Annotated in this window: 19 protein-coding genes and 1 pseudogene; 3 read left to right on the top strand and 17 right to left on the bottom strand. The window is 73.5% G+C overall.

Going from position 1 to position 22,062, the window contains the following annotated elements:
* Positions 1-58 precede the first annotated feature (58 nt).
* The 4 genes from ACH4PY_RS11455 to ACH4PY_RS11440 form a co-directional block, all read right to left on the bottom strand.
* Positions 59-1,189 carry a PP2C family protein-serine/threonine phosphatase gene (locus ACH4PY_RS11455; protein WP_398179112.1) on the bottom strand — a complete coding sequence of 377 codons (1,131 nt, stop codon included), beginning with the start codon at positions 1,187-1,189 and terminating at the stop codon, positions 59-61.
* A gap of 81 nt (positions 1,190-1,270) precedes the next feature.
* Positions 1,271-2,521 carry an MBL fold metallo-hydrolase gene (locus ACH4PY_RS11450; protein ID WP_398179109.1) on the bottom strand — a complete coding sequence of 417 codons (1,251 nt, stop codon included), beginning with the start codon at positions 2,519-2,521 and terminating at the stop codon, positions 1,271-1,273.
* A 53-nt stretch (positions 2,522-2,574) separates the two neighbouring features.
* Positions 2,575-3,477, bottom strand: coding sequence for a GNAT family N-acetyltransferase (locus tag ACH4PY_RS11445; RefSeq protein WP_398179106.1), 903 nt, complete (start codon positions 3,475-3,477; stop codon positions 2,575-2,577).
* Positions 3,478-4,169: 692 nt separating this feature from the next.
* Entirely contained in the window at positions 4,170-4,487 is a 318-nt protein-coding gene (locus ACH4PY_RS11440) for a DUF5302 domain-containing protein (RefSeq protein WP_398179103.1), read from the bottom strand.
* A 103-nt stretch (positions 4,488-4,590) separates the two neighbouring features.
* Between ACH4PY_RS11440 and ACH4PY_RS11435 the strand changes: the two genes are divergently transcribed.
* Positions 4,591-5,619 (top strand): saccharopine dehydrogenase family protein, encoded by a 1,029-nt coding sequence (locus ACH4PY_RS11435; protein WP_398179100.1) that lies wholly within the window; start codon positions 4,591-4,593, stop codon positions 5,617-5,619.
* Positions 5,620-5,762: 143 nt separating this feature from the next.
* Here ACH4PY_RS11435 and ACH4PY_RS11430 read toward each other — a convergent pair whose 3' ends face one another.
* The 5 genes from ACH4PY_RS11430 to ACH4PY_RS11410 form a co-directional block, all read right to left on the bottom strand.
* On the bottom strand, positions 5,763-6,584 hold the full coding sequence (locus tag ACH4PY_RS11430; protein ID WP_398179097.1) for an SAM-dependent methyltransferase: 822 nt from the start codon (positions 6,582-6,584) through the stop codon (positions 5,763-5,765).
* An 88-nt stretch (positions 6,585-6,672) separates the two neighbouring features.
* Entirely contained in the window at positions 6,673-7,509 is an 837-nt protein-coding gene (locus ACH4PY_RS11425) for an SAM-dependent methyltransferase (RefSeq protein ID WP_398179094.1), read from the bottom strand.
* A gap of 130 nt (positions 7,510-7,639) precedes the next feature.
* Positions 7,640-8,458 (bottom strand): SAM-dependent methyltransferase, encoded by an 819-nt coding sequence (locus tag ACH4PY_RS11420; protein ID WP_398179091.1) that lies wholly within the window; start codon positions 8,456-8,458, stop codon positions 7,640-7,642.
* Between the two features lie 122 nt (positions 8,459-8,580).
* Positions 8,581-8,862, bottom strand: a complete 282-nt coding sequence (locus tag ACH4PY_RS11415) for a DUF397 domain-containing protein (protein WP_398179088.1) — start codon at positions 8,860-8,862, stop codon at positions 8,581-8,583.
* A gap of 3 nt (positions 8,863-8,865) precedes the next feature.
* Positions 8,866-9,690 (bottom strand): helix-turn-helix domain-containing protein, encoded by an 825-nt coding sequence (locus ACH4PY_RS11410; protein ID WP_398179363.1) that lies wholly within the window; start codon positions 9,688-9,690, stop codon positions 8,866-8,868.
* Positions 9,691-9,938: 248 nt separating this feature from the next.
* On the opposite strand from ACH4PY_RS11410, the gene ACH4PY_RS11405 reads away from it, so the two are divergent.
* Complete coding sequence (locus ACH4PY_RS11405; protein WP_398179085.1) at positions 9,939-10,328, top strand: ATP-binding protein; 390 nt, start codon at positions 9,939-9,941, stop codon at positions 10,326-10,328.
* Between the two features lie 79 nt (positions 10,329-10,407).
* Here the strand turns inward: ACH4PY_RS11405 and ACH4PY_RS11400 are convergent, their stop codons facing one another.
* The 3 genes and pseudogenes from ACH4PY_RS11400 to ACH4PY_RS11390 form a co-directional block, all read right to left on the bottom strand.
* The gene (locus ACH4PY_RS11400; protein ID WP_398179360.1) at positions 10,408-11,220 is read right to left on the bottom strand and encodes an SGNH/GDSL hydrolase family protein; all 813 of its coding nucleotides are present in this window, start codon (positions 11,218-11,220) and stop codon (positions 10,408-10,410) included.
* Positions 11,221-11,400: 180 nt separating this feature from the next.
* Positions 11,401-13,380: an alpha-galactosidase gene (locus ACH4PY_RS11395; RefSeq protein ID WP_398179082.1), complete on the bottom strand. Its 1,980-nt coding sequence runs from the start codon at positions 13,378-13,380 to the stop codon at positions 11,401-11,403.
* Positions 13,281-13,655: pseudogene (locus ACH4PY_RS11390) on the bottom strand (alpha-galactosidase); the annotation flags it as partial. The pseudogene ACH4PY_RS11390 and the gene ACH4PY_RS11395, both read right to left, overlap by 100 nt.
* 192 nt (positions 13,656-13,847) lie before the next feature.
* On the opposite strand from ACH4PY_RS11390, the gene ACH4PY_RS11385 reads away from it, so the two are divergent.
* Positions 13,848-14,687, top strand: coding sequence for a tyrosine-protein phosphatase (locus ACH4PY_RS11385; protein ID WP_398179079.1), 840 nt, complete (start codon positions 13,848-13,850; stop codon positions 14,685-14,687).
* Positions 14,688-14,734: 47 nt separating this feature from the next.
* Here the strand turns inward: ACH4PY_RS11385 and ACH4PY_RS11380 are convergent, their stop codons facing one another.
* From ACH4PY_RS11380 to shc, 5 genes are all read right to left on the bottom strand, one after another.
* Positions 14,735-16,231, bottom strand: coding sequence for an aspartate aminotransferase family protein (locus tag ACH4PY_RS11380; protein WP_398179076.1), 1,497 nt, complete (start codon positions 16,229-16,231; stop codon positions 14,735-14,737).
* Entirely contained in the window at positions 16,228-18,237 is a 2,010-nt protein-coding gene (gene dxs / locus ACH4PY_RS11375) for a 1-deoxy-D-xylulose-5-phosphate synthase (protein WP_398179073.1), read from the bottom strand. Before dxs ends, ACH4PY_RS11380 begins: the two co-directional genes overlap by 4 nt.
* 128 nt (positions 18,238-18,365) lie before the next feature.
* A complete protein-coding gene (gene hpnH / locus ACH4PY_RS11370; RefSeq protein WP_398179070.1) occupies positions 18,366-19,394 on the bottom strand; it encodes an adenosyl-hopene transferase HpnH in 1,029 nt (342 codons plus the stop codon).
* Positions 19,395-20,006, bottom strand: coding sequence for a 1-hydroxy-2-methyl-2-butenyl 4-diphosphate reductase (locus ACH4PY_RS11365; protein WP_398179067.1), 612 nt, complete (start codon positions 20,004-20,006; stop codon positions 19,395-19,397).
* Positions 20,007-20,009: 3 nt separating this feature from the next.
* Positions 20,010-22,031 (bottom strand): squalene--hopene cyclase, encoded by a 2,022-nt coding sequence (gene shc / locus ACH4PY_RS11360; protein ID WP_398179064.1) that lies wholly within the window; start codon positions 22,029-22,031, stop codon positions 20,010-20,012.
* Positions 22,032-22,062 lie beyond the last annotated feature (31 nt).

The following is a 22,062-nucleotide window of genomic DNA, read 5'->3' as shown; positions in this document are numbered from 1 at the left end:
CTGCTCCGCCGCGCGCCCGGCCGGAGCCGCCCGGCCGGGTGGACCTGCGAGGAGGGCTTCAGGCGCCGTCCGGGGCGGTCTCGGCCGGGGTGCGGGTGATGGCGAGCAGGGCGGCGTCGTCGGCGAGGCGGCCGCCGGTGTACGCGAGCAGGTCCTGGCTGAGGTGCCGCAGCAGGCCCTCCGGGTCGAGGGCGGGCGGGAACCCGGCGACGCGTTCGGCGAGCGGGTAGAAGACGCCCTGCGCCGAGCGCGCCTCGATCAGGCCGTCGGTGTAGAGCAGCAGCGTGTCGCCGTCGCCGTACGGGATCGGCTCGTCCGTCGCGCCGCCGGCCACGAGCAGGCCGGAGCCGAGCGGTGGCGCGGGGTCCGTGCACCGGGTGGCGGCGACCCGGCCGTCGGCGCGGATCAGCAGCGGCGGCGGGTGCCCGCAGCAGGCCATCCGGACCTCGCCGCCGCGGTCGGGCACCTCCAGCAGCAGGGCGGTGACGAAGTGCTCGCCGGGGTCCTCGCGCTCGTCCGCGACCTCCTCGATGTCACGGTTGATGCGCTCCTCCAGGGATTCGGCGAGTTCCGGGAGCGTCGGGCAGTACCGCGCGGTCTCCCGGAAGGCGCCGAGGACCGCCGCGGCCTCCGCGATGGCGCGCAGGCCCTTGCCGCGGACATCCCCGATGATCAGCCGGCTGGTGTCGGGACGCCGCCGGGTGACGGCGAACAGGTCGCCGCCGATCTGGGCGTCGTCCTCGGCGGCGAGGTAGCGCCAGGCGATCCGCAGCGCGCCGACCCGGCCGCGCGGGGGCCGCAGCAGGACCCGCTGGGCGGTCTCGGCGACGAGTCTGGCCCGGGTCAGCTGGCGGGAGCGGCGCTCGCGGACGTAGCTGAAGAAGACCAGCAGCACCGAGAGCAGGATCAGGGCGACGAACTGCCACACCCTGACCACCGTGCCAGCGCCGCCGCCCGCCCAGGTCACGACCGCCTGCCCGCCCGCGGCCACGAGGGCGATCAGCGCGGTGCGCCCCGGCCCGGAGAACGACGCCGTCAGCGCGGGCGCGACGACCAGCATGGGGCTGAGGAAGACCTCCCGGGGCGACACCACGTCGGCGACGGTGATGACGACGACGAGGGCGAACGGAACCAGGAGCGCCAGGCCGGGCGTCCGCTCCGGCAGGTCTTCCAGCCTCCTGAGGTCCATACGCCCGATTTTAGGATGTCCCGCACATTACGGGCACGAGCACGGCCGCCCCGTGGGTCGGCCCGGCGGGTCCCGGTGCCGTCAGGCCTCCGCGGCCGGCTCGGGCACCGCGGCACCCGGTGCGGCCGGGGGCCAGGGCGCCCAGCCGGCGGCGGGGGTGACCGACACGGCCCGCCACCACGGGTCGGGGGCGGGGCAGGCGGCGGGCTCGAAGGGCTCGCCGACGCGCGGGGTCGCGGACTGCTGGGCGGCGGCGCGGGCGGCGAGCATCGTACGCTCGGCGGGCTCGGCCCAGGGGTGGAAGGCCAGGTTGAAGGTGCCCCAGTGAATGGGCAGCAGGACGCCGCCGGGGCGGCCGCCCTGGAGGTCGAGGTGGGCGCGCAGGCCCTCGTCGGGCGTCATGTGGATGTCCGGCCACTGGCCCGGGTCGGGCACGCAGTCGCAGGGCTCGCCCGGCGGGCAGCTCGCGTGGGCCTTCGGCCAGAACTCGCTGTAGGCGCCGATCTGGATCATCGTGGCGTCGAAGGGGCCGTGCTCGGCGCCGATGTCGGCGAAGCCGGGGAAGTAGCCGGTGTCGCCGCTGTGGAAGATCCGGTGGGTGCCGTCGGTGACCGCCCAGGACGCCCACAGGGTCTGCTGGCGGCCGCGCAGCCCGCGCCCGCAGAAGTGCCGGGCGGGGGTGGCGGTCAGGGTGAGCCCGGCGACCTCCGCCGACTCGTTCCAGTCCAGCTCGCGCAGCCGCGCGGCGGGCACGCCCCAGTGCTCCAGGTGCGCGCCGACGCCCAGCGGGACGGCGAACACGACGTCGCTGCGCACGAGTTCGACGATCGTGGGCATGTCGAGGTGGTCGTAGTGGTCGTGCGAGATCACCACCACGTCCACGCCGAGCCCGTTGACGGCGGACAGCGGCAGCGGCGCCGGGTGGACGCGTTTGGGGCCCGCGAACGGGAAGGGCGAGCAGCGCTCGCCCCACACCGGGTCGAACAGCACGCGCCGACCGCCGATCTCGGCGAGCACGGTGGAGTGACCCGCCCACGTCAGCCGCAGACCGGACGCCGGCGGGGTGGCGATGTCGGCGAGCATGGTGGGGTGGACGGGGATCCGCCGCGCGGGCTTGCGCGGGATCCGCGCCTCCTTGCGGAGGTTGGCCGGCAGGGACCTGAAGAAGTCCGCACCGGGACCCGTGCCCGTCGCGGTCGGGTTGACGAAGGCGCCGTCGGCGTAGTTCGGCGAGTTCAGGATGCGTTCCAGGCGGGCACCCGTCGGGTCGGCCCCGAACGGCGCGGGGCGCGCTTTCACAAGACGGGACGGCGGACGGCCGGCGCTGGTCACGAGTCCTCCAGGCACACACGAACGTATGGTCGGCGGATCATCCGCCTGTTCCATTATGCGGGGGCGCGCCGATCTTGACCGGGCACACCCCGCCCCTCGCCGGGATCGCGGGCCCCGAGGGCGACACGCAGCCCGTCGCGTACGGGACGGTAGCCCAGCCGGTGGTAGAGGCCGTTGCTGACCGGGTTGGCCAGGTCGGTGATCAGCAGGACACGGTGCACGCCCGCGTCGAGCGCGGCCTGCGACACCGCGGTCACGGCGGCGCCCGCATAGCCCCTGCCCCGCTGCCCGGGAGGGGTGTAGACGGCCACCACCCGTACGGAGCCCGCGACTTCGAGGGTGCGCCCGGCCATCGCGACCGGCTCGCCGCCGGGGCCGATCCACAGGGTGCGCAGACCGTGCAGGATCGCGTCGTCGGCGACCGTTTCACGCCCCGGGGTGCCGTGGCCGATCTCGGCGTCCGCCTCCCGCTGCCAGCAGATCAGCAGCGCGCGGTCGGCCGCGTCCGCGACACGGGCGTGACCGGGCGGCGCGGGCACCCGCGGGGTCAGCGTGCCGAGTTCATGGAAACGGATGCGCTCGACGACGCGGTACGGGGCGCGGGCCCGCGCCGACCAGGCCCCGGCGAACGCCGTGACGGCCTCGTGGTCGCCCCGCACCTCCGCGGGAGGCGCGTCCGCCCACGCCGCGGCCAGCTCGTCCGCCGCGGCGGCGGGGGCCCGGGTCAGCAACGGAGGGTGCGGGGGCGTCCGCAGAAAGGCCGCCCGGACGGCCCCGGCGGCCTCCGGGCGCCACCACCCGAAGACGGGCGGCTCCTGACCGTACGCGGCGAGGCCGCGGCGCCGCAGGGTATCGGTCACCGTCAACAGGACGGAGTTCTCCACCGGATCGGCGAGCAGGAACGGCTCGGCATCGCGGAGGAAGTCGGCGGGGCTGTGGCTGAAGGTCCATCCCATGCGCCCCATCCTCACGCGCCCGCCCGCCACGGCGCACCCGGCTTTCCCGCCCACCGCGGCAGCGCAATCGCCTGGTGCCGCACCGGGCTGCCTCTTGCGGTGAGCGTCGCGACCTTCCCACCGTCGTGGCTTGTCGCGCAGTTCCCCGCGCCCCTACACCCCAAAACTGCCTCTCGCGGTGAGCCTCACGACCCTCCCGCCATCGTGGCTTGTCGCGCAGTTCTCCCCCAGAGCTTCGCCTGGGAGGTGCCCCCACGCGCCCCTACACCCCAAAACTGCCTCTCGCGGTGAGCCTCGCGACCCTCCCGCCGTCGTGGCTGTCGCGCAGTTCTTCCCCAGGCTTCGCCCGGGAGGTGCCCCCACCGGCAGGCAGCCGCTCGACCGGCCGGAGGGGGACGGTGCGGGGTGCCCCCGCAGGAATGCGCTGCCAGTCCCTCCACCAACTCGGGAAGAGGGCGAAGGCGCATTCCGAGGAGGTGCCCCGTGGCGGCCCCCGCCCCACCAACGGCGGCGCCGGGCAAAGGGGCGCGTGGGGGCACCTCCCAGGCGAAGCTCTGGGGGAGAACGGCGCGAGCAACCCCCCACCCACCGCAAGGTCGCACAACGCACCGCACCACGCAGAACGAAGCGCCCCGCGCCCCCACGCAGGGGCCACGGGGCGCGAGCCCCCCGCGCGAGGGGACCCTCAGGCGTCAGCCGCTCTTGCGGCGGAATTCGCGCGGCCCCCCGGCGCGCCCATGGGCGCCGTGGATCTTCGAGGTGTCGGGCCCCGCCCCGTTCGCCCCGCCCGCGCGGCCCCCGCCGCGCTTGCGTTCGAGGGCCTCGCGGAACTTCCGCTTCACGTCGTCCTCGGCGCCCGGCGCTTCCGCGCCCTGCGCGGCCTCCGCGGCCTCAGCCGCATCGCCGGCGTCCCCGGCGTCCGCGGTCGCGGCGCCCGCCGCATCCGCGGCACCCGCACTCCCGGGCTCGGATGTCTCTTCGGCCGCGGGGGCCTGCTGTTGGTCGGTCATGTCACCAGAGTGGCACGTCGGAGCCGCCGCGCCCACCCGATATCGCCGGGACGGGCGGCGCGTGTACGGTTCCGGTCACGCCCTCGCGAGGAGGATCAGATCCATGACCTGGCTGTTGTACGGCGCCACCGGCTACACCGGCCGCCTGATCGCACGCCGTGCCGTCGCCCTCGGTATGCGGCCCGTGCTGGCCGGCCGCAGTGCCGCGAAGGTGGTTCCGTTCGCTGCCGAACTGGGCCTGGAGCACCGGGTGTTCGGGCTGGACGACGCGGCCGCGGTGCGCCGCGGACTGGCCGGTGTGGAGAGCGTGGCGCACTGCGCGGGCCCCTTCGGGCGGACCGCGCTGCCGATGGCGCGGGCGTGCGTGGAGTCCGGCACGCAGTATCTGGACATCACCGGGGAGATCGACGTCTTCGAGTCGCTGCACGCGCTCGGCCCGCGGGCCGCGGCCGCGGGCGTGACGCTGCTGCCGGGCGCGGGCTTCGACGTGGTGCCGACGGACTGCGTGGCGGCGCTGCTCGCGGCCCGGCTGCCGGACGCGACGCAGCTGGACCTGGCGTTCCTGACCGGCGGCGGGGCGAGCCCCGGCACGGTGCGCACGGTGGTGGAGAGCGCCGCGGAGGGCGGGCGGCTGCGCTCGGGCGGTGAGATCCGCGCGGTGCCGTTCGGTTCGCGCCAGGTGCGGGCGGCCTTCCCGTCGGGCGCGCGGACCGTGGTGTCGGTGCCGTGGGGCGACGTCAGCACCGCGTACCACTCGACGGGCATCCCGGACGTCACGACGTACACCGCGGTGCCCTCGCCCGCGCTCGCGGCGGGCCGGGTGCTGCGGTTCGGGCCGCTGCGCGGTGTGCTGGGCGGCGCGGCGGGGCGGCTGGTGCGGGGGCCGGGTGAGCGGTCCCTGAACGGTACGGGCTGCGAGGTGTGGGGGCGGGCGCGGGACGCGGCGGGCAACACCGTGACGGCGACGCTCACCGGGCCCAACGCGTACCGGCTGACGGTCGATTCGGTGCTGCGGATCGTGCCGCGGCTGCCGGAGCTGCCGGACGGCTTCCAGACCCCCTCGCGCGCGCTGGGCGCGGATTTCGCGGGCACGCTGGACGGTGTCGCGGTGACGGTCGCGACGCTGCACTGAGGCAGGCGGGGCGCACCGGGCGCTGGGCGCGGGGCGTCCCCGGGGCCGGTCGGTGAGCGGTGGCCGGGCGGTACGAGAAACCGCCCGGCCACCACCCTCCTTTTTTCTCTTCCCCGGTGATGGTTGGTCAGTGGGGCCGCAGGTCAGGCGGCCTTGCGGCCGACGCCGCCGTAGACGCCGATCGACGCCAGCTCGTCCGGTCCGGGCGGCGGCCCGTCGGGGCGCCACAGCGGCACCCGGACGAGGCCGGGGGCGAGCAGGTCGAAGCCGTCGAAGAAGTCCAGCACCCGGTCGTACGGGCGCAGGCTGAGTTCCGCGGTCGCGGTGCGGTAGACGGAGACGGCCTCGCCGACCCGGTCGGCGTGGAAGTCGTCGGTGCCGTGCGAGAGCACCAGGTGGCTGCCGGCGGGGAGCGCGTCCCGCAGCGTGCCGACGATGCCCGCGGGGTCGTCCGCGTCCCCGACGAAGTGCAGGACGGACGCGAGGAGGACGGCGACGGGTTGACGTAAGTCGATCATCCGGGTGACCTCGGGCATGGCCAGCAGGGCGTCGGTGTCGCGCAGGTCGGCCAGCGCGAAGGAGGTGTTGCCGGTGCCGAGCAGCCGGGCGGCGGCGTGCGCGGCCACGATCGGGTCGTTGTCGACGTACGCGACGCGCGCGCCGGGTGCCACGGCCTGGGCGACCTCGTGGGTGTTGGGCGAGGTCGGGATGCCCGTGCCGATGTCGAGGAACTGCCGGACACCGCTCTCCGCCAGATGTCCCACCGCCCGGCGCAGGAAGTCGCGGTTGGCGCGGGCGCTGTCCACCACGGCGGGCGCGGAGGTGATCACCTGCTGCGCCGCCTCGCGGTCGACGTGGTAGTTGTCCTTGCCGCCCAGATAGAAGTCGTACATGCGGGCCGGGTGCGGCCTGCTGGTGTCGATACCGCCGTACCACCCGGCGGACTGCTGCTGCTGTGCGACCACGGCTCCCCCTCGTCTCTTTTCCCTCGCTGCTGCGCGGTGCCGGTCCGGCTGCGTCCGGCAGTCGGCGTTCGGCTGTTGGCGTTGCGTGTCAGAGCTTCGTGCCGACGCCGGCGTACCCCCCGATACGTGCCAGCTGCCCGGCGGTCGCCAGCGGGCCGTCCGGTCGCCACAGCGGCGGCTGGACCAGGCCGGGGTCCTCCAGGTCGAACCCGTCGAAGAAGCCCAGGATCTGCTCGTAGGGCCGGGTCACGGTGGCGGCGGCGCGGTGGTCGCGGTGGAAGCCGCGGGCCTCGTCGACACCGGACTCCGGCGGGTGGAAGTCGGCGGTGGCGTGGCTGAGGACCAGTCGGCTGCCGGCCGGCAGCCGGTCCCGGTAGGCGGCCACGAGCGCGGCCGGGCGGGCCTCGTCCGGCACGAAGTGCAGGACGGCCGACATCATGAGCCCGATCGGCCGGTCGAAGTCGATGAGCTTGCCGATGGTGGGGTGGCCCAGCACGGTCTGCGGGTCGCGCAGGTCGGCCAGGAAGAAGCCGGTGTTGGCGACGCCCAGCAGGTGCGACCCGGCGTGCGCGGCCACGATCGGGTCGTTGTCGATGTACGCCACCCGGACGTCGGGGGCGACCGCGTGCGCGACCTGGTGGGTGCTGGGTGCGGTGGGGATGCCGGTACCGACGTCGACGATCTGCCGGATACCGCTCTCCACCATGTACCGCACCGCCCGGCGCATGAAGGCCCGGCTCGCCCGCGCGGTGGGCACGATGTCCGGGAAGACGTCGATGACCCGCCGGGCGGCTTCCCGGTCCACCGCGAAGTGGTCGCCGCCGCCGAGGTAGTAGTCGTAGACACGGGCCGGGTGCGGCCGCGCGGAGTCCGGCTCCGCGACGGTGGACACCACGGTGCGTGCGACGGTGGATACCTGGTACATCAACTGCCCTCCTCCGGTTGTTTCATGACAGAACGGTGCGGGCGGTACCGATGGAGCGGGTGGTACGGATGGTACGGGCGGTGCGGGTAGTGACGGCAGTACGGGTGGTACGGACGGTGCGGGTGACGGGTCAGCGCTTGACGCCGACACCGCCGTAGAAGCCGATGTGCGCCAGTTCCTCGTCCGACGGCACCGGCTCGTCCGGACGCCACAGCGGCGGCTGGACCAGACCGGGCTCGACCAGCTCGAAGCCGTCGAAGAAGTCGAGTACCTGCGCGTGCGAGCGCAGGGTGAGGGTCGCGGTGGCCTGCCGGTCCTTGTAGACGTCCCGGGCCTCCCCCGCGTCGCCGTCGAGTTCGTGGAAGTCGCCGGTGGTGTGGCTGAGGATCAGGTAGCTGCCCTTGGGCAGGGCGTCCCGGTAGGCGGCGACCAGGGCGGCGGGATCCTCGTCGTCCCGGACGAAGTGCAGGATCGCGACGAGCATCAGACCCACCGGCCGGTCGAAGTCGATCAGCTCGCGGAGGGTGGGGTGGCCGAGGATGCTCTGCGGGTCGCGCACGTCGCCGAGGAAGAAGCCGGTACTGCCCGCGCCCACCAGGTGCGCCCCCGCGTACGTCGCCACGATCGGGTCGTTGTCCACGTAGGCGACCCGCGCGTCCGGGGCCACCGCCTGCGCGGTCTGGTGGGTGTTCGGCGCGGTGGGGATGCCGGTGCCGATGTCGATGAACTGCCGGACACCGCTCTCCGCCAGGAACCGCACCGCGCGGTGCATGAACGAACGGTTGCCGCGCGCCATGGACACGATGTCCGGGAAGAGGTCGATGACGCGCTGCGCCGCCTCCCGGTCCACCTCGTAGTTGTCCCGGCCGCCGAGGTAGTAGTCGTACATCCGGGCAGGGTGCGGCCTGCTCGTGTCGATGTCCGCGGCGGTGAATCCCTGGTCGGTCAAGCCGTCCTCCGGTCGGTGGCCTCGCTGGTGTGCGGGCTCTCGCATGCTGTGGTGCGGGGCGGTGCGGTGGTGATGCGGTGGTACGGGCCGTGCGGGTGGTACGCGGTGGTGCGGGGGGCGGTTCAGCCGAGCAGGAAGTCCGCTTCGCCGGCTTTGGCGCCCAGGATGAAGGTCGCGATCTCGTGGTTGGTGTAGATCAGCGCGGGACCGTCGGGGTCGGTGGACTGGCGGATGGCCACCCGCCCGTCGTTGAGCCGCTTCGCCTCGACACAGGAGCCGCCGTTGCCGCCGCTCCATGGCTTGCGCCAGCCGTCGACCCCGAGTTCGTTGGCGGGCATCCCGTTGTAGATGCCGTCGACCACGTCCTCGTAGCCGCAGATGCCGTCATTGCCGACGCGATCCATCGTTCAGATCTCCTTGCGCATGCCATCGAGGATGGCTTTGGTGCTGTGTGCTGGCGCTGCTTGCGCGCACATCCGGTCCAGCGCCTCCAGGAAGGCGGAGACGTCGTCCCGCTCGTCGAAGTAGACGCCGCTGACCAGGCTCTCGGAATAGGCGATGTCCGGGATCTCCTGGAGCTGGAACCGGAAGATGTGGAAGGGCCCGTACATCGCCGGGTGCGGGCCGGCGGCGAACGGCATGACCTGGAGCCGGACGTTGGGCAGCTCCGTGGCCTCGGCCAGCCGGGCGATCTGCTCGCGCATGACCTTGCGACCGCCGATGGGGCGGCGCAGCACCGTCTCGTCCATGACCACCCACAGCAGCGGCGCCTTCTCCTTGCCCAGCAGCGACTGGCGTTCGGTCCGCAGCGTCACCAGCCGGTCGACCTCGGCGGCGGGGGTGTGCGGCTGGCCGGCGCGCAGCGTGGCGCGGGCGTACTCCGCGGTCTGGAGCAGGCCCGGTACGTAGTGCGGTTCGTAGGCGCGGATGACCGAGGCCTCGCCCTCCAGGCTGACGAAGGCGCTGAACCAGTCGGGCAGGACGTCGCGGAAGCTGTGCCACCAGCCGGGGCGGTTGGCCTCGCGGGCGAGGGCGAGGAAGCCGGAGACCTCCTCGGGCGAGGTGACGCCGTAGGCGTGGAGGAGCTTTTCGACATAGGGGAGTTTGAGCCCGACCTCGGCCTTCTCCATGCGGCGGATCGTGGCGTGCGTGACGTCCAGCTCCCGGCCGGCCTGCTCGAAGCTGATACCGGCCTGCTCGCGCAGATCCTGCAGGCGCTTGCCCAGCACCATGCGCAGGACGGTGGGCGCTCCGCCCGGCCGGGGGTCCATCACGGTGTGTCCTCCTCCAACTCCCGTGGCTGAGAAGCAGTCTGTCATGTTGTCAGCGCACACAACAGCATGTAGCGCCGATTCTGCAAATTACAGATCGGACCTTGCCATGTGTCCCACGCGACCCTCATAGTTGCAGAGTGGTTCCTTCACCTGATGCCCTCCGGTGTGAACGCCGAGACGGTGTCGGCCTCCCCGGTCGCCGTGACGTGTTCCGGCTGCCCGCGCTGAGCGCGTCCGTCGCGGACGCCCGCGGGCGGATACGCGCTCGCCTGCACGAGTGGGGGCTGTGCGCGGAACTGCGCGACGACGCGAGCCTCGTGGTGACGGAACTGTTCACCAACGCCGTACGGCACACCGACAGCGAGAAGATCACCTGCGCGCTGCACGACGCGGGAAGCGTCGTCCGGGTCGAGGTCACCGACCAGGGCCGGGGCGGCGGGGTCCCCGCGCAGGGGTGTGCGGGCGCCGACGAAGAAGGCGGGCGGGGGCTGCTGCTGGTCAGCGTGCTCTCGCTGGCATGGGGGTCGGATCCGGCGGAGGACGGTACGGGGCGGGTGGTGTGGGCCGAACTGGCCTCGCACCGCCCGCCCCGCTGACGTACCGCCTCCGCCGGGTCCGGCGGCCGGGAGGGCCGCGGCCCCAGGCCTTGCGGTGTTCTCCAGGCCCTGCGCTTCTCTAGGCCCGGCGGTCGAGCGGCAGCAGGTCGGGGCGCTTGGGCACGACGTGGTCGCCCGAGGACTCGCCGCGCAGCCGGCGGCCGATCCACGGCACCAGGTACTCCCGCGCCCACTGGATGTTCTCGCGGCGCACCGCGGACTGCGGGCGGCGGTCCTGCGGCGGCCAGGGCGCGTCGGGATCGGCGGGCGTGTCGAGCCCGAGCACCTGCGCGGCGCGCAGCGCGACCCGGGTGTGCCCTTCGGGTGACAGGTGCAGCCGGTCGTCGCTCCAGGCCCGGCGGTCCTGCACCGAGCGCAGCGACCACAGGTCGAGGACGGGGCAGCCGTGCCGGTCGGCGATGGCCCGCACATGGGCGGTGTACGTGGCGATCTTGCCGCGCAGATGGCGCAGCACCGGCACCCCGCGGGTGTCGAAGCCGGTGCACACCAGGACCGTGCCGACCGCGCCCGCCAGATCGGCGACGGCGGCCTCGAAGCGCTCGGCGATGGCGTCGGGGTCGCTGCCCGGACGCAGGATGTCGTTGCCGCCGGCGCAGAAGCTGACCAGGTCGGGGCGCAGCTCGACGGCCCGCGGCACCTGCTCGGCGACGATCCGGTCCAGCAGCCGGCCGCGTACCGCGAGGTTGGCGTAGCGGAAGTCCTGCCCGGCCTGGCCCGTTCCGGCGCCCGCTGCCGCGCGCTCCCGGGCGTCCTCGTGGCGGTCGGCGAGCAGGACGGCCAGCCGGTCCGCCCAGCCGGCGAAGGAACCGTCCGGGCCGGGGTCGCCGACGCCCTCGGTGAAGCTGTCCCCGACGGCCGCGTACGAGCCGATCGGCCCGGTCGTCGTCCCGGCACCGGCCCCGCCGCCGGGCGGCCGGACCTGCCACCCCGGTGGTTCCGGCGGTTCCTGTCGTCCCTGCGAATCATCAGCCACGACTGGCATTTTTCTCCTCCGGCTGTGACCTACGCGACCGTAAGGAGGGGTTGACGGGACGTGATTCATCCCACCAGGTCAAACCCGCCGCAGATGGAATACGGCGGCGTCCAGGTCGCCGGACAGCGTGGTGCGCAGCCCGCGCTCGGCGAGCACCGCGCCGCGCTGGACGACACCGGTGGTCACGTCGCGGTAGCGGGCGTCGCGGTCCAGGCCGCGCAGCCGCAGCGGCGGCACGGGCACGCCGAAGCCCTGCGCGGGCAGCCAGGCGAGCACCACGGTCTCGGGGCCGCGGACGAACTGCACGGCGGTCAGGCCGCCGCCGCCCGGCGGGCGCAGCCGGTACAGCTCGCCGAACTGCACGACCGGCCGCACCTGCTGGTGGAGCGCGATCCAACTGGCCGCCTCGGCGCGTTCCTCCGGTCCCAGCTCCAGCAGGTCGGCGCCGATGCCGAGGGCGCCGGCCATGGCGCTGACGAAGCGGAAGCGCAGCGAGCTGCGGCGGTGGTTGAGGCCGGGGGCGGAACCGCCGGTGACCAGGGTGGCCATGACACGGGCCGGGTGCAGCTGGCCGAAGCCGTGCTGGACGGTCAGCCGGTCGAGCGGGTCGGTGTTGTCGGAGGTGCCCAGCCGGTCGGTGCGGGCGAGGATGCCGAGGTCCACCCGGGTGCCGGAGGCGCAGGACTCGACGGTCAGGCCCGGGTGCTCGGCCCGGACGCGGTCGAGGAGCGCGTAGAGGCCCGCGGTGCGGGCGCGCTGGTCCCCGGCGGCTGCGGGAGAGCGTTCTCCCGCGTGGGCGGCGGCCGGGTGCCGGTCCAGGTCCCAGACCAGGTGGTCGACGGGGGCGCTGTGCAGCAGGGCGCCGATCGCGCCGGCCAGGTGGTCGCGGACGTCGGCCCGCGCGAGGTCCAGCAGCAGTGGTCCGCCGTGCCCGGCGGCGCCGTCCGCGGGCCGCAGGAGCCAGTCGGGGCGGGTACGGGCGAGGTCGGAGTCGGGGCCGACGGTCTCGGGGGCGATCCGTACGCCGAAGCGCATGCCGAGCGCGTGCACCTCGTCGGAGAGCGTTTTCAGGCCATCCGGGGAGCGTCCGGCGGCCGGGTCGGCGTCGCCGGTGAGGGCGCGGTCGCCGAGCCGCGCGCCCGGCGGGCCGTCGTCGACGACGTACAGCTCGACGCCCATCGCGGCCGCCCGCCGGGCGAGTTCGGCCTGCCCCGGCGCCCCGTGCCGGGGGGTGCCGTACGGGCCGGGGAACGGGTCGTACGCACCCTCGCCGTCCGAAGCGTCGGCGGCGTCCGCGGCGTCGAGGGAGCCCGCCGCCGCCCCGCCCTCCGCGGCCTGCACCACCTCCGCCGTGTCCGGATCCCTGACGCCGTCCGCGGGCGCCCCTCCGTAGCAGGCCACCGGGCGCAGCTGCCAGGCGCCGGGCACGACGTGGTCGAGCTGGTGGGCGTGCCACGCCCGGCTGGCCGCCCCGAAGCCGCCGTCGGTCCACAGTCCGGCGAAGACCGGGCTGACGCAGCTCGCGCCGGGTTCCAGCTCGACGGGGGCGGCGCCCTCGCTCCCGGCGCCCCCGGTGGCCCGGACCAGGCCGTCCGGCAGCCGGGAGACGGCGATGCGCCAGGGGCCGGACCAGGCCAGCGCGGCCGTCCACACCTCGCCGTGCTCCTCCCCCGCCTCGCCCGCGTCCAGTGCGAACCACGGCAGGTGGCGCTGCCCGGCGGTTCCCGAGCCGCCGCCGAGCAGCTGGTCGCCGGGCGGCAGCGGGGCGCGGTCGAGCTGCGACTCGGCGCCCCACCGGCTGTGCAGGCGCGACATCCGCCAGCCGTCGCGCTGCGGCAGCGTCCAGCAGGCGGCGTCGGCGCGCAGCAGTTCCAGCCGACCCCGGGGCCGCCGGCGACGTGTGTCGCGGTGGTCCAGCGCTCCACGACGTCGCTGCCGCGGCGCATCCGGTAGTGCAGCGTGAGGTCGAGGTGGTGGCGCGAGTCGTGGAAGTGCAGCCGCAGCTCCTGCCCGGCAGCACCGGCCCCGGCGGTGATCTCGTACTCCTCGAAGCACCATTCGGCGCCGCCCGGGTGCCGGGGGCGTACGGCCAGGGCGGCGGGCGGCGCGCCCGGGACGCCCGCGCCGGGGAATTCCGCCCGGGGGTCCGGTGCGGGCCCGAACGGACGCTGTGCGCACGGCGGTTCGGCGGCGAGCGCCTCGGCGTCGCCCAGGGCGATACGGCGCCCCCAGTGCAGATGCAGCAGCTCGTCGCGCTCGGTCAGGTGCAGGGCATAGCTGCTGCCCGGTCCCGACAGCAGCCACAGCCGGCCGGAGCCGCCCGTCTCGATCATTCGCACTCCCCCACTTTCCGGCCGCCGCACGGCCGGATCCGGACATCATCGGCCAGGTCCGGCAGGAGGGGCAATGGTTGCACTCGCGGGAGTCCCCCGGCCGCCACATACCGCTCGGTACGCCGCGAGCCGCGCTGCCGTATCGTCGGGAGTGCCCCAGCATGACCCAGCAGCGAGCGACGAGGAGCGCCGGTGACGCAGGAAGTGCGGCAGACCGTTCCGACAGGATCCGACCCCGAGCCCGAGCCACGGCTGACCGGCGTGCGGAACTTCCGCGACGTCGGCGGCCTGCCGACCGAGGACGGCCGCCGAGTCCGGCGCGGGGTGCTCTTCCGCAGCGGCCACCTGGCGCACGCGACCGCCGAGGACGCCGCGTACCTCCAGGGGCTGGGCCTGCACACCGTCTTCGACTTCCGCAACGCCGACGACATCGCGCTGGAGGGCCCGGACACCGCTCTCCCGGGCACCCGCAACCTCAACATGCCGCTCAGCGACCCGGCCGAGGGCGCCGAGTTCTGGAAGACGGTCCGGGGCGGCGACCTCCCGGCGCTGCGGGCCGCGCTGGCCGAGGGCCGGGGCGCGGCGCGGATGACGCTGGCCTACCGGCAGCTGGTGCTGGAGCGCACCGCCGAGCACGGCCGGATGCTGGAGCTGCTGACGGAGCCGGACCGCCCCGCGGTCCCGGCGCTGCTGCACTGCGCTGCGGGCAAGGACCGCGCGGGCACCTCGGTCGCGATCATCCTGCTGGCGCTGGGGGTCGAGCGGGACGCGATCGAGGCCGACTACCTGGAGAGCAACGCCAAGCACCGCCGCTACAAGGTGGTACGCGGCGACGGCAGCACCGGCACCGCGATCGACCCGGAGATCAGGGAGCTGCTCGATCCGCTGTTCGAGGCGCGGGTCGACTATCTGCGGGCGGCCTTCGCGACCGTCGAGGAGCGGTGGGGCTCGGTCGACCGCTATCTCTCCGAGGGCCTGGGCCTGACGCCGGAGCGCCGCGCCCGGCTGCGCGAGCACCTGCTCGACGGCTGACCCGCCGGTGACGGGGGCCGGGTGCGGCCCGGCCCCGGTCCGTACGGCTACCGGTTCGCGACTGCCTGCTTGATCAGGGTCTTGCCGAAGTCCCACATCAGGCCGCCGCCCCCGTGGGCGTCGTCCATCACCGCGGTGAAGGCGGTCACGAAGCGGTCGACGTCCGCCTCGTCCACCACCAGCGGCGGGATCAGCTTGATGATCTCGACATGGTCGCCGGAGACCTGGGTGAGGATGTGGTGCTTCTGCAGCAGCGGGACCACGACCATCTGGGCGAACAGCCCCTTGCGGGCGGTCTGCAGCATCGTCCAGCGGCTGCGCAGGCCCAGCGACTTGGGGCGGCCGAACTCGATCGCGATCATCAGGCCACGGCCGCGCACCTCCTTGAGCATCTCGTACTGCCCGGTGAGCGCGGCCAGCCGGTCGCGCAGCAGCTCGCCCATCGCCCGGGAGTTCTCCACCAGCCGCTCGTCCTCGACGACCGACAGCGTCGCCAGGCCCGCGGTCATCGCCTGGGCGTTGGAGCCGAAGCTCGCGGAGTGCACGAGCACCCGGTCCATGGAGGAGTAGACCTTCTTGAAGATCCAGTCCTTCCCGAGCGTGGCGCCGACCGGCACGTAGCCGCCGGAGAGCGTCTTGGCGACGGTGACGAGGTCCGGCTCGACGCCCTCCTCGTGCTCGTACGCCCAGAACTTCCCGGTGCGGCCGATGCCGGTCTGCACCTCGTCGCAGATCAGCAGCGCCTTGTGCTTGCGCAGCAGCTCCTGGGCCGCGCGCAGGTAGCCGGGCTCGGGGATGTAGACGCCGTGGCCCTGGATCGGCTCGACGATGAGCGCGGCGACGTCACCGCGCTTCAGCTCCCGGGCCAGCGCGTCCAGGTCGCCCATCGGGACGGCGGTGTCGGGCAGCAGCGGCGCGAAGCCGTCCTGGAAGCCCTCCTCGCCGTTGACCGACAGTGAGCCGGTGGTGAGCCCGTGGAAGGAGTGCGTGCAGTACAGCACGCGCGGCTTGCCGGTGGCGTAGCGGGCGAACTTCAGCGCGGTCTCGACGGCCTCGGTGCCGCTGTTGCCGAAGAACACCCGGTCCAGGTGCGGGGTGTTCGCGAGCAGCTTCTCGGCGAGCAGGCCGGGCAGCGGCTGGCAGTCGAAGCGCGTGAGGTCGGCGAGCCCTGCGTCCAGCACGTCGTGCAGCGCCTTGCGGACCACCGGGTGGTGCCGGCCGACGCCCATCACGCCGAAGCCGGCGAGCATGTCGAGGTAGTCGTTGCCCTCGGCGTCCCAGAAGTGGGCGCCCTCGGCACGCTCGTAGACCCGGTCGAAGCCGATGGTGTGCAGCATGCGCGGCAGCTGGTGGTTGACGTACTTCGCCTGGAGTTCGTACCGCTCCGCGCCGCGTTCGGCCAGCAGCGTGGCCAGGTCGAAGCCCTTGGGGCGGGTGGCCGGGGCGTCCGGGGCGCCGTTCGGTACGCCGTCCGGCTGCCCGGCGGCGGCCGCCGCGGGCTCGCGCTGCGCCGGTTCGGTGTCGGTCGGCTCGGACGATGTCATCGCTCACCTGCTCCTTGCGTGCGTTGCTGCTGCTCCCCGCTGTTCTCCGCAGTATGCGGGGCGGGGATCGTCGGGGTGTCCCCGGGGTTCTTGGCGCGCAGGCGCAGCAGGGCCGCGCCGATGCCGCCGGCGATCTCGGAGGGCGTCAGGCCGAGGTCGGCCAGCAGCTCGCCGCGCTTGGCGTGCGCCAGGAACTGCTGCGGGATGCCGAAGTCGCGTACGGGCACGTCCACGCCCGCGTCGCGCAGCGCCTGGGCGACGGCCGAACCGACGCCGCCGGCCCGCCCGTTGTCCTCGACGACGGCGACCATGCGGTGCCGCGCGGCCAGCGCGGGCAGCGCCGGGTCGACGGGCTTGACCCAGCGCGGGTCGACCACGGTGACGCCGATGCGGCGCCCGGCGAGCAGCTCGGCGGCCGCGACACCGCAGCCGGCGAGCAGCTCGGCGGCCGCGACACCGCAGCCGGCGAGCGCGCCGACCGCGACGAGCAGCACGTCCTCGGCGTGGCCCTCGGCGGGCCGGTGCAGGACGTCCGTGCCGCCCACCCGTTCCAGGGCCGGCAGCGGCGCGCCCGCGGTCTCCTTCGGGAAGCGGACGACGGTGGGCGCGTCCTCGACGTCGACGGCCTCGCGCAACTGGGCGCGCAACTGGTCGGCGTCGCGCGGCGCGGCGATCCGCAGGCCCGGGACGACCTGGAGGATCGACATGTCCCACATGCCGTTGTGCGAGGCGCCGTCGACACCCGTGACACCGGCCCGGTCCAGGACGAAGGTGACCCCGCACCTGTGCAGGGCGACGTCCATGAGCACCTGGTCGAAGGCGCGGTTGAGGAAGGTCGCGTAGACGGCGACGACGGGGTGCAGCCCGCCGGTGGCGAGCCCCGCGGCGGAGGTGGCGGCGTGCTGCTCGGCGATGCCGACGTCGAAGACCCGCTCGGGGTAGGCCTCGGCGAACTTGCCCAGGCCCACCGGCTGGAGCATGGCCGCGGTGACGGCGACGACGTCGGGCCGGTCGGCGCCCAGCGCGAGCATCTCGTCGCCGAAGACGGACGTCCAGGAGGGCCCGGCCGAGGGCGACAGCGGGGTGAGGGTCGCCGGGTCCATGGCGCCCACGGCGTGGAAGTGGTCGGCCTCGTCCTGCTCGGCGGCGGGGTAGCCGCGGCCCTTCTCCGTCAGGCAGTGCACCACGACCGGCCCGTGGAAGCGCTTGGCGCGGCGCAGCGCGGACTCCACGGCGGCGACGTCGTGGCCGTCGATCGGCCCGAGGTACTTCAGGCCCAGGTCCTCGAACATGCCCTGCGGCGCGAAGGCGTCCTTGAAGCCCTTCTTGGCGCCGTGCAGCGACTCGTAGAGCTGCTGGCCGATCACCGGGGTCTGCTGGACGACCTGCTTGCCCCAGGTCAGGAAGCGTTCGTAGCCGTCGGTGGTGCGCAGTGTCGCGAGGTGGTTGGCGAGGCCGCCGATGGTGGGCGCGTAGGAGCGCTCGTTGTCGTTGACGACGATGACCAGGGGGCGGTCGCGGGCGGCGGCGATGTTGTTGAGCGCCTCCCAGGCCATGCCGCCGGTGAGCGCCCCGTCGCCGATGACGGCGACCACGTGGTCGTCGCGGCGCTTGAGCTCGTTGGCCTTGGCCAGCCCGTCCGCCCAGCCCAGCACCGTGGAGGCGTGGCTGTTCTCGATCACGTCGTGCTCGGACTCGGCCCGCGAGGGGTAGCCCGACAGGCCGCCCTTGGCGCGCAGCTTGGAGAAGTCCTGCCGGCCGGTCAGCAGCTTGTGGACGTAGGACTGGTGGCCGGTGTCGAAGAGGATGCGGTCGCGCGGGGAGTCGAAGACCCGGTGCAGGGCGATGGTCAGCTCCACGACGCCCAGGTTGGGACCGAGGTGGCCGCCGGTCCTGGCGACGGCCTGCACCAGGAAGTGACGGATGTCGGCCGCCAGTTCGTCGAGTCTGCCGTCGGGCAGCGCCTTCAGGTCGTCAGGGCATGTGACGCTCTCCAGCAACGACATGTCTGCACCTCGTTCTTGCCGGTTTTCCTGCCGGGATGTCGACCGGCCCGGATCCGGCCGGTGGCTGCGCGCGGGCGAGCCACCGGCCGCGTACCCCGGCCGGTGGCTCGTACCCTTTCACCGTCGGGTCACTTCGCGCGGTTGGATGCGACGGTTTCCCGGGCGGCGCGGATCGACTCCTTCAGGGAGCCCATGGTCGCCAGGACGGCGGTGGGCTCGTAACCGCAGTGGGCCATGCAGTTGTCGCAGCGCTCGTCCTTGCCGCGGCCGTACTTGTCCCAGTCGGTCTTCTCGATCAGCTCGCGGTAGGTCGGCACGTAGCCGTCCGCCATCAGGTAGCAGGGGCGCTGCCAGCCGAAGAGCGAGTAGTTCGGGATCGCCCAGGCGGTGCACGGGAAGTCCGCCTTGCCCTCCAGGAAGTCCAGGAAGAGCGGGCTGTGGTTGAGCCGCCACTTGCGCCGGTTGCCGTGGTCGAAGGCCTTCTTGAACAGCTCGCGGGTCTGCGACACGCCCAGGAAGTGGTCCTGGTCGGGCGCCTTCTCGTAGGCGTACGCGGGCGACAGCATCATCTCGTCGACCTGGAGGTCGTCGTTGAGGAAGTTCATCACCTCGATGATGGTCTGCGGCGTGTCGGTGTTGAAGAACGTCGAGTTCGTGGTGACCCGGAAACCGCGGCGCTTGGCTTCCTTGATCGCCTCGACGGCCTCGTCGAAGGTGCCTTCCTTCGCCACCGACTCGTCGTGCCGCTCGCGCATGCCGTCGATGTGCACGGTGAAGGCGAAGTAGGGCGACGGGGTGAATTTGTCGATCTTCTTGCGGAGCAGCAGCGCATTGGTGCAGAGGAAGACATACCTCTTCTTCGCCACCAGCTGGCGCACGATCTCGTCGATCTGCGGGTGCATCAGCGGCTCGCCGCCGGCGATCGACACCATGGGCGCGCCGGACTCCAGCACCGCCCCCACGGCCTGGGCAACCGGCATGCGCTGCTTGAGCACTCCTGCCGGGTGCTGGATCTTGCCGCAGCCCTCGCATTTGAGGTTGCACGCGAAGAGCGGTTCCAGCTCGACGATGAGCGGGAACTTTTCGCGCCGCCGGACCATTTTCTGTTCGAAGAGGTACGACGCGACACGGATGGTCTGACGAAGCGGCATAGCCATCTAGCTCACCTCCGGGGGAGCAGCGGTAGTGCGGTGCCAATCGAGAAAGGCAGGAACAAGATCTCTGAGCACCCGGAATGCGATGATCCCGGTGCGCAGTGTGCCGACGCGTACGAGTTCGTATTCGGGCGTGTCGACGACGACGCGTGCCGCGGCGATGTGCCGCACTCCCTGGGCGAGTGCGGCGCGCCGCATGGCGGCCGATTCCATGTCCACGGCGATGGCACCCTTCGCCGCCAGCGCGGTGCGCTCGGCGCCCCGCACGACATGGTCGGACTCGGCCAGCGGGCCGGTGTGGACGGTGTGGCCCGCGGCTTTGAGCGCGGCGGCGAGCGCCTCGCTCTCGTGCCCCTCGTCGGAGACCACGACGTCGCCCGGCCGCATGCCCGGGGCCAGGCCCGCGCAGAAGCCGGTCGTGAGGACGGCCGCGTCGCGCCGCGCGGGATCGCGCAGCGCTTCGTGCACGGCCGCTTCCGCGGCTGTCGGCCCCATGCCGGTACGCAGCACGGTGACCGGGTGTGCGGCGGCGGCTCGCGCCGCGCCCCTGCGCAGCGCGAAGCGCTCGATGCGCAGGGCGCACACCACCAGCAGCGGAGGTCGGGGAGGGACCACGCTCTAGGCCCCCTTCCCGGCGCCCGCGGTGGCCGGGGTGGTGTGCACCGCGGCCCCGAGAGGTTCGCGGCGGGCGTAGCGTCCCAGCGCGGTGAGCGGGAAGACCATCCGGTAGAGGTGGTAGTTGATGGAGAAGTCCCGCGGAAAACCGGTGCCGGTGAAGTACGGCTCGTCCCACGAGCCGTCCGGCAGCTGGGTTTCGGCCAGCCAGCGCACCCCGCGCTCGACGGCCTCGGTGTCCCGCCGCCCGGCGGCCAGCAGCGCCATCAGCGCCCAGGCCGTCTGCGAGGCGGTGGAGGAGCCGCGGCCGGCCCACTCCAGGTCGGAGTACGAGCGCAGGTCCTCGCCCCAGCCGCCGTCGGCGTTCTGCACCGACTCCAGCCAGTCGACGGCCCGGCGGATCGCGGGATGATCGGCGCCCAGCCCGGCGGCGGCGAGCGCGGGGACGGCCGAACCGGTGCCGTAGATGTAGTTGACACCCCAGCGGCCGAACCAGGCGCCGTTGTCCTCCTGCTCGGCGAGCAGCCAGTCGATGCCGGTACGGGCGTGCCGGTCGTGCTGGATGCCGAGCGCGGCCATCATCTCCACGACGTGCGCGGTGACGTCCGCGGACGGCGGGTCGATGACCTCGCCGAAGTCGCAGAAGGGCAGCCGGTTGGGGAAGGGGCTGGTGTTGTCGGCGTCGAAGGCGCCCCAGGCGCCGTTGCGGGACTGCATGCCGACCGTCCAGCGCACCGCCCGGTCCACGGCGGTGTCGATACGGGCCCGGTCCGGATGGTCGATCCGGCGCAGCGCGAGCACCACCTCGGCGGTGTCGTCGATGTCCGGGTAGTTGTCGTTGTGGAACTCGAAGGCCCAGCCGCCCGGGGGAAGCTCCGGGCGCTGGACGGACCAGTCGCCGGGACGGGTGATCTGCTCGTCCATCAGCCAGTCGGCGGACTTCACGAGCGCGGGGTGGTCGGCGGGCAGGCCCGCGTCGGCGAGCGCGATCGTGGCCAGGCAGGTGTCCCACACCGGGGACTGGCAGGCCTCGATCATCCGCACGCCCTCCTCGGGCCACACGGCGAAACGATCCAGCGACTCGAGTCCGGCCTTGAGCACCGGGTGGTCCAGGTCGTAGCCGAGCAGGTGCAGCGCGATGACCGAGTAGACGGCCGGCGGCTGGATGCCGCCCCAGCAGCCGTCGGACTCCTGACGCTCGATGATCCAGCGGGCGCACGCATTCATGGCGCTGCGGCGCAGCGGGCGGGGGCTGAAGCGGCGGTAGGCGTGCAGCACCTGGTCCAGCCGCTGGAAGACGCCGTCCCAGCTGGTGATCGAGGCGCGGCGCTGCTTGGGGTTGGGCCGTTCGGGGTCCAGGTGCAGTTCGTCGATGCCGAACGGGGCCGGGCGCACCGGGCGCAGGGCGCCGACGATGGTGAGCGGCACGATGGTCTGCCGGGCCCAGCAGCCGAACGAGTAGATGTTCAGCGGCATCCACTTGGGCAGGTAGATGACCTCGGGGGGCATCTCCGGCAGGTCCTCCCAGTCCCACCAGCCGAAGAGGGCCAGCCAGATCCGGGTGAAGACCCGGCTGGCGGCCACCCCGCCCTCGCCGCGCGACCACTTCGCGGCCTGCGACATGTGCGCCTCGTCCGGCGAGTCGCCGGCGAGCCGGAGCGCGACGTAGGCCTCGACCGTCGCCGACAGGTCGCCCGGGCCGCCGTGGAAGGTCGGCCACGAGCCGTCCTCGCGCTGCTGGGAGCGGATCCAGCGGGCGGAGGCGGCGATCGTGCGGGCGTCCAGGATGCCGAGGAACTGCCGCAGCAGCAGATCCTCGGCGTCCATCGTCACGTTGGTCTCGAGGTCGCCTTTCCACCATCCGTCAGGGTGCTGCCGTGCCAGAAGGTGGTCTGCGGCGCGCTGCACGGCACGCTGCACCGCCGCCTCGGTGTCGCCGGCTGGAAGAGACTCCGGGTCCGAGGTGCTGGCCGAAGGTGTCCGGTGGGTTGGCGAACCTGGACTGCCATCGGTCGTCGCTGTCATGGCTTCCCCTTTGCAGTTGAGACTTCTGCGG

The organism is Streptomyces sp. NPDC021224 (assembly GCF_044332905.1).
Classification (GTDB): domain Bacteria; phylum Actinomycetota; class Actinomycetes; order Streptomycetales; family Streptomycetaceae; genus Actinacidiphila.
The sequence above is the reverse complement of the archived record's forward strand: the minus strand, read 5'-3'. Positions and strand labels throughout refer to the sequence as shown.